Source organism: Ensifer canadensis, from assembly GCF_017488845.2.
Lineage (GTDB): Bacteria > Pseudomonadota > Alphaproteobacteria > Rhizobiales > Rhizobiaceae > Ensifer > Ensifer canadensis.
On the sequence record NZ_CP083371.1, the window covers coordinates 1,508,342 to 1,520,239 of the forward strand.

The 11,898-nt window shown below is 62.2% G+C and carries 12 protein-coding genes; 4 read left to right on the forward strand and 8 right to left on the reverse strand.

Annotated elements, in window-relative coordinates; all coding sequences use genetic code 11:
* The 4 genes from J3R84_RS26715 to J3R84_RS26730 form a co-directional block, all read right to left on the reverse strand.
* Complete coding sequence (locus J3R84_RS26715; RefSeq protein WP_025428447.1) at positions 1-999, reverse strand: ABC transporter permease; 999 nt, start codon at positions 997-999, stop codon at positions 1-3.
* Entirely contained in the window at positions 996-1,997 is a 1,002-nt protein-coding gene (locus J3R84_RS26720) for an ABC transporter permease (protein ID WP_025428446.1), read from the reverse strand. The genes J3R84_RS26715 and J3R84_RS26720 overlap by 4 nt, the downstream gene beginning before the upstream one ends.
* Complete coding sequence (locus J3R84_RS26725; protein WP_203529264.1) at positions 1,990-3,504, reverse strand: sugar ABC transporter ATP-binding protein; 1,515 nt, start codon at positions 3,502-3,504, stop codon at positions 1,990-1,992. The genes J3R84_RS26720 and J3R84_RS26725 overlap by 8 nt, the downstream gene beginning before the upstream one ends.
* A 183-nt stretch (positions 3,505-3,687) precedes the next feature.
* On the reverse strand, positions 3,688-4,680 hold the full coding sequence (locus J3R84_RS26730) for an autoinducer 2 ABC transporter substrate-binding protein (protein WP_025428444.1): 993 nt from the start codon (positions 4,678-4,680) through the stop codon (positions 3,688-3,690).
* 242 nt (positions 4,681-4,922) lie between these two features.
* Here J3R84_RS26730 and J3R84_RS26735 point away from each other — a divergent pair, with 242 nt between their 5' ends.
* The 3 genes from J3R84_RS26735 to J3R84_RS26745 all read left to right on the forward strand — a co-directional run bounded on the left by J3R84_RS26735 (position 4,923) and on the right by J3R84_RS26745 (position 7,153).
* Positions 4,923-5,981, forward strand: coding sequence for a LacI family DNA-binding transcriptional regulator (locus J3R84_RS26735; protein WP_057208922.1), 1,059 nt, complete (start codon positions 4,923-4,925; stop codon positions 5,979-5,981).
* A gap of 89 nt (positions 5,982-6,070) precedes the next feature.
* Positions 6,071-6,520 carry an Lrp/AsnC family transcriptional regulator gene (locus J3R84_RS26740; protein WP_025428442.1) on the forward strand — a complete coding sequence of 150 codons (450 nt, stop codon included), beginning with the start codon at positions 6,071-6,073 and terminating at the stop codon, positions 6,518-6,520.
* A gap of 3 nt (positions 6,521-6,523) precedes the next feature.
* Positions 6,524-7,153 carry a LysE family translocator gene (locus tag J3R84_RS26745; RefSeq protein WP_025428441.1) on the forward strand — a complete coding sequence of 210 codons (630 nt, stop codon included), beginning with the start codon at positions 6,524-6,526 and terminating at the stop codon, positions 7,151-7,153.
* A gap of 25 nt (positions 7,154-7,178) precedes the next feature.
* Here J3R84_RS26745 and J3R84_RS26750 read toward each other — a convergent pair whose 3' ends face one another.
* The 4 genes from J3R84_RS26750 to J3R84_RS26765 form a co-directional block, all read right to left on the reverse strand.
* The gene (locus J3R84_RS26750; RefSeq protein WP_057216210.1) at positions 7,179-7,571 is read right to left on the reverse strand and encodes a GFA family protein; all 393 of its coding nucleotides are present in this window, start codon (positions 7,569-7,571) and stop codon (positions 7,179-7,181) included.
* A 144-nt stretch (positions 7,572-7,715) separates the two neighbouring features.
* On the reverse strand, positions 7,716-8,720 hold the full coding sequence (locus J3R84_RS26755) for a DUF535 family protein (RefSeq protein WP_225906475.1): 1,005 nt from the start codon (positions 8,718-8,720) through the stop codon (positions 7,716-7,718).
* 216 nt (positions 8,721-8,936) lie between these two features.
* Entirely contained in the window at positions 8,937-10,109 is a 1,173-nt protein-coding gene (locus J3R84_RS26760; RefSeq protein ID WP_171521349.1) for an ATP-binding protein, read from the reverse strand.
* Entirely contained in the window at positions 10,106-10,801 is a 696-nt protein-coding gene (locus J3R84_RS26765) for a response regulator (protein ID WP_057216216.1), read from the reverse strand. Before J3R84_RS26765 ends, J3R84_RS26760 begins: the two co-directional genes overlap by 4 nt.
* 354 nt (positions 10,802-11,155) lie before the next feature.
* Here J3R84_RS26765 and fabZ point away from each other — a divergent pair, with 354 nt between their 5' ends.
* Entirely contained in the window at positions 11,156-11,644 is a 489-nt protein-coding gene (gene fabZ / locus J3R84_RS26770) for a 3-hydroxyacyl-ACP dehydratase FabZ (protein ID WP_025428436.1), read from the forward strand.
* Positions 11,645-11,898 lie beyond the last annotated feature (254 nt).

Sequence of the window (11,898 nt, forward strand, 5' to 3'; positions counted from 1 at the left end):
TCACGTTCCTTTTCTGACAAATGAAATCTTGAACTTGGAGGCGGCGAAGCGCAGCACCATGACGCCGACGAGCAGCAATCCCCAGACCGCCGTGGCGAGGTGCTGATTGGCGCCGATGAGATTAAGACCGGACGACAGCAGCTGCAGCACGACGAGCGCCACGAACACCGGAATGACCCGGCCGAAGCCGCCGAACGGATTGACGCCGCCGAGGAAACAGGCGAGCACGGTGATCAACAGATAGGATTCGCCATGGCCGATGCGCACCGAGTTGAACCGCGCCAGCATGATGATGCCGGCAATCGCACACATGGCGCCCGAGAGCGTGTAGACAAGCACGATCACCTTGCGGGTGTTGATACCGGAATAGCGCGTTGCCTCAAGGTTTGAGCCGATCATGTAGGTGTTGAAGCCGAGCCTGGTTCGGGTCAGCAGCACATGCCAGGCGAGCACGCAGACGATGAAGACGATCAACGGGACCGGTACGCCAGCGATCGAACCATGGCCGAGCGGCCCGATGAATGGGGGAAAACCCGAAACGTCTCCACCGCGCGTCAGAAATTCGCCGAGACCGCGCAGGAAGATCATCATCGACAACGAGACGAGGATCGGGTGTGCGCGGGTAAAGGCGATGACCAGGCCCATCACGACGCCGCTTGCGGCCCCGACTGTGACAGCGAGCACACAGCCGAGCGCAAAGGCACCGGCACCGGCATCCGCGCCACCGTTTGCCTGCAGCACCCAGGCAAGCGTCAGCCCGGCAATGTTGGCGGTGAAGGTTACGGCAAGGTTGAGGCCACCGGTCAGGATCGGCAGCAGCATCGCCAGGGTCAGCAACCCAAGTTCGGGCAGCTGGAACGCCACCGAGCCAAAGGTCGCGGCACTCAGAAACTGAGGCGACGCCAGGCCGAACACCAGGATGACGGCAACCAGCGCCAAGCCTGGGCCTGCCATCTCTGGTCCGATCCATGCCTTCAGGCGATCCGAAAACCTTGTCATCGGCGTGCACCTTTCTGGCTGGCGAAGGGCAGGAGCCGTTCGATGCTGGTGTTGGAAAGGGTGATGGCGATCAGGATGATGGCGCCGACGATCATCTTGAACGCAAAGGGGGAAACGCCCATCAGGTTCAGCCCGTTCTGGGTGATCGCGATCAAGAGCACACCGAGCACGCAGCCAAGCACCGAGCCCTTGCCGCCGCCGAGCCTTGCACCGCCGAGAACGACGGCAGCGAGGACATCGAGTTCGCGTCCGTAGAGCGCGTTCGGCACCACTTCCTGCGCATAGTGTGCCTGCACCAGCCCGCCGATGCCGGCCATCAGACCGAGCCAGCCGAAGGCGATGAACTGCATGGCACCGATGTTGATGCCGAAGCGGCGCGCGCCTTCCGGATTATCACCGAAGGCATAGAGCTGGCGACCGGTGGTCGTGCGCGTGATCAGCACCCAAGTGGCGATGACGCACAGCACCATTACCAGCACCGGAAGGGTGATCTCGATCCAACTGCCGTCGGCCATTTCATGCTCGAAGAGCACGACGCGATCCGTCAGCCATTCCGGCAGGTCGTAGATCGAAACGCCCTTGGTGAAGAACATCAGCAGGCCGAAGTAGATATTGAAGGTCGAGATCGTCGCGACGATCGAAATGATGCGGAAACGGTGGATCAGCAGCGCATTGATGGCGCCAAGGCATATGCCGATCGATCCGGCGATGATCAGGCCGGAGATCCAGCCGCCGCCGCCGATCCAGCCAAGCGCGATCGCCGTACCGTACTGCACCACCGAGGCGGCAACAGCGAAGGAGATGTCGATGCCGCCGGCGATGAGCACGACCAGCAGGCCGACGGCAAAGATGATGTTGACCGAACTGGTGTTCAGGAGATCGAAGGCGTTGCCGAGCGAGAAGAAATTGGCCGTCGCCAACGACAGCACCGTGCAGATGACGGCGATGACGGCGAGCAGCGCGACTTCCGTCGCGTGGGTGCGGGCGAAACTATGCATAGACCGCCCCCTCGATTTCGGCGAGCGGAACGCTGCGGGGATCATAGCTGCCGACGATGCGACCCTGCGCCATGTGCAGGACGCGGTCCGCGTTGAAATAGACCTCCGGAACCTCGTCGGAGATCAGAATGATCGCGAGCCCCGTCTCTGCGAGCTTGGCGACGATGTCGAAGATGCCGGCGCGTGCGCCGACGTCGACGCCGACGGTGGGCGCGTCGAGGATGAGCAGCTTCGGATCGGTCGCCAGCCATTTGGCGATGGCGATACGCTGCTGATTGCCGCCTGACAGCGTCGAGATCGCGTCGCCTTGCAGGCCGATCTTGACGCCGAGATCGGCAATCCAGCCGGCGACGAGCTTGCGCTTGCGCTCATCCGAAAGAAAGCCGCCCGAAACGATCTTGCCGAGCGAGCTGATGACGAGATTGTCGCCGATCGACTGCGGCTGGATGAGGCCGAGCGACAGCCGGTCTTCGGAGAGATAGGCGACGCCCGCCTTGATGGCATCGCGATTGGAGGCGAAACGGACCGGCTTGCCCTCGAGCGTAATCGTACCGACCACCGGTTGCAGCATGCCGAAGAGCGTCTGCGCGAGTTCGGTTCGACCGGCGCCGAGAAGACCGGTAATCCCCAGCGTCTCACCGCGCCTGACGGTCAGCGATATGTCATCAAACTGGCCGGGGCGGCTCAGGCCCTTTACCTCCAGCACGACGGGCTGATCCTGCCCGGATTTGGCGCGGACCTGCTGGTCGAAGGTCTTGCCGGTCATCAGTTCGGTGATGCGCGATTGCGTCATGCCGGCGGCGGGATAGACGCCGACCAGCGCACCGTCGCGCAGCACGGTGATGCGGCTTGAAATTTCCAGCACTTCCGCAAGGCGGTGGCTGACGAAGACGACGGCGACGCCGGAGGCCGAAAGGCCACGAACGATGTCGAGCAGATGATCGGTCTCCGACTGGGTCAGCGATGCGGTCGGTTCATCCATGAAGACGAGCTTCGCTTCGCCGACGAGCGCGCGGGCAATCGCCACGATCTGGCGCTGGGCAATCGCATATTCCTTGAGCGGCAGGTCGACGTCGAGCGTGATGCCGAGGCGCTCAAGCGCATCCGTCGCGATCTTGCGCATGCGGCCATAATCGACCAGCTTCGGCCAGCGACCGAGAACGGTCTGGAAGGCGATGTTTTCAGCGACGCTCATTTCGGGGAAAAGCGCCAGGTCCTGCCAGATGACCTGAATGCCGCGATCCTGAGCGGTCACCGGCGACATGTGCGAATAGGTCTCGCCGTCATATTCGATCGAGGCGCCTTCGGCCGGGCGGTAGACGCCGGTAATGATCTTGATCAGGGTGCTCTTGCCGCAACCGTTTTCGCCCGCGAGGCAATGGACCTCGCCCGGACGAACGTCGAAGCTCACATTTTTGAGCGCTTTGACGCCACCGAAAGTCATGTTGATGTCGTGCAGGGACAGAAGCGGCATTTCGCTGCCTCCCGCGGTCGCAAGCTGATGCATGAACGTGTGCCCCGAATACCGTTTTGAAGGGACGTGCCAGGCCGGCCGAAGCCGGCCCAGCAGCCGGGAGAACCCACTGCATGTTTCCTTAAATCGCTGCTGATCTAGGGATAAAACATGCAACAATTCATAGCGTTACAGCGGTCTTTGCGCGTCCAATAGGACGTGCGACGCTGTAGCGGGTCAGAGACCCATGGCCGCAAGGTCCGCGACTGTATCCTTGTTGATCGGCACGAGCTGATCGACGATGATGTTGTGGTTCTCGAAGTCCGGCTTGACCTTGCCGAGACCTTCGATCTCGTCGCCGTCCTTGACTTCCTCACCCTTCATCAGCTTGTCGGCGAGCGTCACGAACACTTCGCCCGCCTGCTTCGGATTCCACATGAAGCCGCCGGAGATCGCGTCCGACTTCACCAGCTTCTGCCCCTGGCCCGGCGAGAACGGGCCGAGCACGAAGATCTCGCCGACCTTGCGGCGCTCTTCCACGGCGCGGCCTGCCCCGATCGGTCCCTGGCTGCCGAAGGCAAGAAAGCCCTTGAGGTCCGGATGGGCGGAAATCAGGTCGAGCGCGGTCGAGCGGCTCTTGTCGACGTCTTCGGCAACGCCGTAGCGTTCGCCGACCAGCGTCATATCCGGGTGGTTCTTCTTGATGTAGGCAATCGCTGCATCGGCCCAGGCATTGTGCAGCGGCACGGTCAGCGAGCCGACGAAGACGGCATATTCGCCCTTGCCGCCCATCTTCTCGGCGAGCAGCTTGCCATGCGCTTCGCCGAAGCCGGTCGAGGACGCCAGCTCGAAATCCCAGTCGGCGCCCTTCTGGCTCGGCGATTCATGCGTAATGACGATGATGCCCTTTTCCTTCGCCTTGGTCAGAACCGGCTCCAGAACCTTGGCATCGTTGGGCACGACGCCGATGACCTTCACGCCCTGGGCGATCAGATCCTCGATGGCGCGTACCTGCAGCGCCGGGTCGGCGCTCGTCGGGCCGACCATGAAGGCGTCGATGCCGAGCTTTTGGCCACGTTCCTTGATACCGGCCTCCATGGCGTTGAACCACGGAATACCGCCAATCTTGACCACGACGCCGACCTTTCCGGCGTCCTGAGCGAATGCGGCAGCCGCACCGGCAAGCGACAGCGATGTCGCCAGGGCGGCGACCAGAATTTTCTTGATCATGTCTCTCCTCCACTCGCCCCCATAGGGGACACGCCCGGCTGCAAAAGCGCCGGCCTCCAGTTTCAAATCGCAACTGGCTGGGAACGAATTCCCGCCTCCCTGATCGCCGCCTCCTCAGACGACACCATCGCATGCACAATCGATATTTCTTGTTTGCACAATCGATGGTGCAAAGACTATTGTGCAGACTTAATCTTTCGTCAAGGGGAAATCGGCACTAAGACGATGAGGGAGGCACGTGGATGACGAAGAGCAGCAAGAAGAAGGCGACGATCTACGACTTGTCGGTGCTATCAGGCAGTTCGCCTTCAACCGTGAGTGCGGTTCTGAATGGAACCTGGCAGAAGCGGCGGATCAAGGAGAGCACGGCGGCGCTGATCCGCGACCTGGCCGAAACCCACCAATACACCGCCAACCGCCAGGCACGCGGCCTGCGCAGTTCGCGCTCGGGCCTCATCGGCCTGCTGCTGCCCGTCCATGACAACCGTTACTTCTCTTCGATGGCGCAGACCTTCGAAGCGCATGTCAGAAGCAAGGGACAATGCCCGATCGTCGTCAGCGCCAGTCGCGACCCGGAAGAAGAGCGCCGGACTGCAGAGACGCTGATCTCCTACTCGATCGACGAGCTATTCATCTGCGGAGCGACAGACCCGGACGGCGTGCACGAAGTCTGCGAGACCGTGGGCCTGAAGCATATCAATATCGACCTACCCGGCACCAAGGTTCCGTCCGTCATCAGCGACAACTACGAAGGCGGCCGGATGCTGACCGAGGCGATCATCCGCCATTTCCCGGCGGATCAGCCACTGCGGCCGGATGAGCTCTACCTCTTCGGTGGCCGCGACGACCACGCCAGCCGTGAGCGCATCCGTGGCTTCCGCGCCGTCAAACGCGAGCTGTTGGGAGAGGATCCGGACGGCTGCATCCAGCCGACAGGCTACGCTCCCAACAATGCCAGGCTCGCCTTCGAAGCCTTCTACGAAAAACACGGCAAGCTGCCGCGCGCCCTGTTCGTCAACTCCTCGATCAACTTCGAGGGCCTGTTGCGTTTCATGGCCGGTCATCCGCACGAGAACTTCGCCGACCTCACCGTCGGCTGCTATGACTACGACCCCTTCGCGTCCTTCCTGCCCTTCCCGGTCATCATGATCCGGCAGGACGTCGAAGGCATGATCGCCAAGGCGTTCGAGGTCATCGAAGAAGGGCGGCCCCAGCCACGCATTCACCTGATCAGCCCCGAGCTGGTCCAACCGCGCACGGCGCTCACTGGCCCGCTCGATGCCCTCAAGGACATCGACTGAGCTACGATCTCCGTTGATTTTTCGGCTGCGCAATATTTCCACCGATGATTTTTCTGTACATCTATTCTATTTCCACGTATTCATTGGATATGGACGAAATAGACAGAAAAATCATTGGAATTCTCGCGCAGGACGCCCGCCGGTCTTTGACCGACATTGGTGCTGCGGTCGAGCTTTCGCCCTCCTCGGTCAACGAACGTATCCGCCGGCTCGTCACTAGCGGGGTGATCCGCCGCTTCACCATCGACGCCGACCATAGCGCGCTCGGGCTCGACGTGCTCGCCTATGTCTGGGTCGGACTATCCCCCGATGCGGATGAAGCCGCGTTTCGCACCTTCATGGCCGATCACCCTTGCGTGGCGGAGTGCCATCACGTCACCGGCGCCTGGTCCTATTGCGTCAAGGTACGCATGCCATCGCTCGGCGATATCGAGCCCTTCCTGGCAGAGCTCAAGCACCGCCGCTTCCTGGCTCGTAGCGAGACGGTGATTGCCTTGTCGACTGTAAGGGAAACCCAGTTCACCAGCCCGGAGCGCTGATCCATGTCTGCATTGCTGTTTGGAAAAGGCCTGTTGCTCGGCCTGGCCATTGCTGCCCCGCTCGGCCCGATCGGTGTGCTATGCATCAACCGCACGCTCGAGCGCGGCTTCTGGGCCGGTGTCGCCGGCGGCTTGGGCACGGCGCTTGCTGACGCCAGCTATGCGCTGCTAGCGGCCGCCGGCTTTGCTGCCTTTGCGACCCTGCTCGCCACGGTATCGACACCGCTCAGCCTGCTCGGCGGCGCCTTCATGATTTGGCTTGGCTGGCGTGGGCTTCAACCGAGCCCGGTCACAGCCGCGGCCCAGGTCGGTGCGCGCGACCTCATCCAGACAACCGCGGCGACCTTCGCGCTGACGATCGCCAATCCGCTGACGATCCTGTCCTTTGCCGCGTTCTTCGCCGTCCTCGGCCTGGCGAAAGCCGGTGGGCTTGCGAACGCCGCCATCGTCGTTGCCGGCGTATTCCTCGGTTCACTCGCCTGGTGGATGCTTTTGAGCGGCGGGATCGCCCTTGCCCGGCAACGCCTGCCCGACCGTTTTGTCAGCTGGGTCTCACGCCTTTCGGGTATCGTCCTGATTGCCTTCGGTGCGATAGCCATCGGATCGGTCGTTGTGAACCTCGCCTCAGATTAAGAGCTACGCCAACAGCTGCCAACGGCTATTCAGCCGCTGGCTTGACGCATTCGACATGCCACCATTTCGGTCGTCCGCCGCGGTAGCTATGCGAGACCGGGATCAGATCAATGGCACCGGTCTTGTCGAAACAGCCGAGCACCAATGCCACGACGGGTGCGTCATCGAGCGCACCGATCGTGCTCCCGCACTTCCCGCAGAAGGCGCGACTGGAATAGTCCGAGGAGCGATAGGTCGAGGGCGCACCGCCCGGCCCGATCCAGGCAACAGCTTCCGTTGGGAATTCAACCCAGGCGACGGTCAGTGCACCCGAATGCCGCTGGCACAGTTTGCAGGAGCACGTGTGCGGCTTTCCAGCCGGCCCCTGCGCCTCAAAACGGATCGCCCCGCAAAGGCATCCACCAGTATGTGGTTTCATCCTCTTGGTCACGGCTCTTGTCACTCTTTACCCTCAGTTGCAGTTTCGATTCGCACAACATAGCGTGCAGCACGCAACTTGGCGTAGCGCTGTATTGACACACTCCGTCAGAGGTCCAGGAAAAGAGCAGTCATGCGCCGGCGGTCAGTAGAACCACGCGCCGATGTCGCGAAACGCACGTTTGCTCTGGTCGCGCCTGTTTCCGCCTTGCGCGGCCTGGCCCTCGCCGGTCGGAAGACTGAAGCCGAACGGATCAGACGGCTCGCCTCCCCTGTCGCGCCAATAGGCATCGAGATCGGCCCTCATCATCCGGCGGCGTTTGCGCCGCCTGCGATTGATCACATGCCTTTCGTTGGAGACGGCATAGACGTGCGGAGCGTTGCCCTCGGAGGCGAGCCCCTGAAGCGTCAGCAAAACGGCGTCCTTGGGCCGCAAACCACCAAGATCGCGGGTCGCGGTAATCAACGCACGTTTCGCATCGCCTCCGCGCGGCCCCTGCATACCGCCGATCGCCAGGCTATAGGCGCCTTCACCGCAGCGCACGAAGGCAAAACTGACGGTACACAGCGCATAGCGATCGCTTTGCCGGCTGAGCCTGATCGCAAAGGCGCCCTCATGGCGGCCGCCGCAGTGGTCGGCCAGCAGCAACTGGATGCGATAGTTTTCGTCGCGCCCGCCAACGGTGCCCATTTCCATCGGTGTGCCGCGCCAAAGCGCCATCAGCGAGCGGCGGGACAGGACTTCGCTCGCCACATCGAAGTGGTCCATCAACAGTTCAAGACGCCGCCGCGAGGACGCGCCATGCAGCAGAAAGGTCGGGACCGACTTGCGGATGAGATCGTCATGCGGAAGCCCCAATTTGTAGCGATCGCCGAACGCGCCGAGAAAGGCGAGCCAGCGCGTCGTCAGCACCGGCTGAAGCAAAAGGCGCATCGAGAACACGGCCGCTCGCTTCAACGTGAGCCGCCCGCCGAGTTTGAGGACCTGCCACAGGATCTGCCGGCCCGAGCGACCGCGCTCCGGCATATTGGCGGCAGCGACAAAGCCCACCGATGGCGGCAGGGCCTCTACTGTGTCACCGCCATCTAAGGGGAGCGATGGCAAACCCGATCGAGCGCTGTATTCCTGCAAACGACCTTCCAGGGACATGATGCAATTCCTTGAAAGCAAATGCTTGTCCAAGCATCGCCGGGATATCCGGCGCCGCTGGGTTTGCCTTCTGTTTGTCAAGGGAATGCGGAGATGTGATCGGGAATTGAGCGCCGTTTGTGGCGCATCCATCTCCGCGTGCAAATCGCCGCTCGGCTTTCGCCGAACGCTGCACAGGACCTGACCCGGCCCTATTCAAGGTCATTCAGATAGTGATCAGGCGGCGCTTTCGCGCGGCAGCATTATGGTGATCATCGCTCCGCCGCCGGGGCGCGCTGCGAACTCCAGCCGGCCGCCGTGGGCCTTGGCAATCGCCTGCACGACGGAGAGGCCAAGGCCTGTTCCGCCGGTTGCTCGCGATCGTGACGCATCGCCGCGCCAGAACAGGTCGATCGAATGGGTCGACACGTCGTCCGGGAGCCCTGGCCCGCGATCGAGCACGCGGATGAAGGCTTCATCGGCTCCACGCGCACCGGTTTCGCAGCGAAGCACGCCACCGGAGGCCGCATAGCGGCAGGCATTTTCGACGAGCGCGAGCAGGGCCTGGCGCAGGCGCTGGGAATCGCCCGACACGACCGCTGGTTCGAGCGCTGCCTCAAGCGAGAGGCCTGCGGATGCCAGAATGGTGCGGGAGGCGCCGAGCACCTGTGTCGCCTCGGCAGAAAGATCGACGGCGCTGAGCTGGGTGACCAGCTTCTGGCCCGCCGCCAGCGAGAGTGTGCGCAGATCCTCGACCAGGGCGGACAACCCTTCCACCTGCACGAGGAGCTGCCGCACACGCTCCTGTTCCAGCGGAAAGACCCCGTCGGCCATGCCCTGCAGATTGCCCTGCAATATCGTCAGCGGTGTGCGCAGTTCGTGGGCGACGGCCATCGTGTTGAAGCGCAGACGGCTTTCCATGCTTTCAAGTTCCGCCGCAAGTTCATCGAAAGTCCTGATCAACGTCGCCACTTCCTTCGCCCCCTTCCGCACGGATCCAACACGGACTGCGAAATCGCCCGCGCGCAGATCCTCGGTTGCCTGCGCGAGCAATTCCAATGGGCGGCTGATTTTGCGGGCAAGCCAATAGCCGATCAGGCTGCAGGTTGCCGCAGCGATGACACCGAACGTGATGATCGACAGGTCGATCTCGTTGTTGCCCCATTCCTCAATCTGCGGGATGTTGGTGACGAGCGACCGAAGGTGCTCCTCCTGAGGCATGCGGCCGGCATTGAGGTCGGTATATGCCTGGGCCGCGCCAGACGGCATCCGCTTGAGCATCCGCTCCTCAAGGTCCGACTCGACCCACATGACCCCGAAATAGACGATACAAACACTGACCACGAGCAGGACCGCCTGAAGCATGGCGGTGAGAACGCTGAGCGGCAGCCGCGACATTCTGATTTTCATCTCGGCTCCACGAACCGGTAGCCGACGCCGCGAACCGCGGTGAAGAATCCGCAGGCTCCGAGATCCTCAAGCTTGCGCCGAAGGTTGGCGACGTGGGTATCGACGGTGCGCGCCAGCGCGTCACTATCCGGAAGGCAGGCGTCGAGTATGTCGGCCCGATCAAAGGCGTGCGTCGGGCGGCGGATCATGTGGGCCAGGATACGGAACTCGCTGAGCGTCAGCGGCAGGGACCGGCGCTTGCCGCTGTTGTCGATAAAGGCGGCATGGGCGTCGAGGTCGACCTCGACGTTTTCGAAGCGCAATATCGTGGCGCCGGCGCCGTTTCGCGTCCGCCGCAGCACCGCATTGACGCGAGCCACGACCTCCTGCGGATTGAACGGCTTGACGACATAGTCGTCGGCGCCGAGCCTAAGGCCAGCCAGTCGATCGAGATCCTCGGCAAGGGCCGTCACCATGATCGTTGGAGTGTTGCTCTCGCGACGGATGCGCGCCAGCACTTCGAAACCGTCGAGCCGCGGGATGCGCACGTCGAGAAGAATGAGATCGGGCGAAAGCACGGAATGGTGGGTAAGCGCGGTTTCACCATCCGCGGCACGCACAGTCCTGAAGCCATCGCGCACGAGATAGGCATCGAGGATCTGCGCGATCTCCGGTTCGTCCTCGACCAAAAGGATGAGCCCCTTGTCGACCATCTGCAAATTCCTCGCGCATGTGTTGTGGTCTCGAACTTATGGGACGAAAAAATCCGGCATGCAATTCATCCGAGCAGTGCTCGACAGCATCACAGAGCGTTCCGCATCAAGCGTTCTTCGTTTCTCCGCCATTTCTTGACAAATCGAACAGAGTGTCCCCGCCGACGCCCCCGGACCATAGCTGTCGAGCACGGTGCATGTGCCGGTAACGCTAACTTGCGGCCCCATCCAACACGACCGATCGAAACTGCACACGCCTGGCTCGCTCATCCGGATCGGGCCGAATGGCGGACCGCCACCTCTTCTCGCATGGCCGGACGCGGGCCAACCATTAAAAACCACAAGGAAACTTTCATGCCTCTTGAAACGAACCATCTTACGTCGGCCGACATTGCCAGGATTCTGCAATGCATCCCGCATCGCTATCCATTCCTGCTCGTCGACAGGCTCGTCTCGATCCGTGGCGAAGAAAGCTGCGTAGGGATCAAGAATGTTTCGATCAACGAGCCGCAGTTTCAAGGGCATTTCCCCGGCAATCCGGTCTTTCCCGGAGCGCTCATCATCGAGGGCATGGCGCAGACGGCAGGCGTCATGTGTGCCGCCTCCAAGCTGGCGCAAGGGTTGACGCCCAAAATCATCTACATGCTGACGGTGGACAAGGCACGGTTCCGCAAGCCCGTCCGCCCTGGCGACGCCATCGCTTATCACATGACCAAGCTCGCCTATCGCCGCAATATCTGGCGTTACCGCGGCGAGGCCCTGGTCGACGGCGCGCTCGTTGCCGAGGCCGAGATTTCGGCATACCTGGAGACCGAAGGGAAGCAACCCGTGGCGGCGGCTTGAGCTTGCCATGACAGCCACGCGTGGCGATTCGATGGGTCGTCCGTTTCTTATCGATGCTTGCGTTAACCGCTTAGCAGTCACTTTGGCGCTCGCGGTGGCGCAGCCTTGCCCAGCGCCGCGTGGGGAGGAATGCCTGCCCCAGCGGCCCTAAGCACCACTTCGAATGGTTGATTTTCCGTCCGCTCCGAGCCTTCTCGAGTTCCCCGCCCTTCCTTGACAGACAACCGCAACTCTCCCGCTCGCACCTCCTCAGA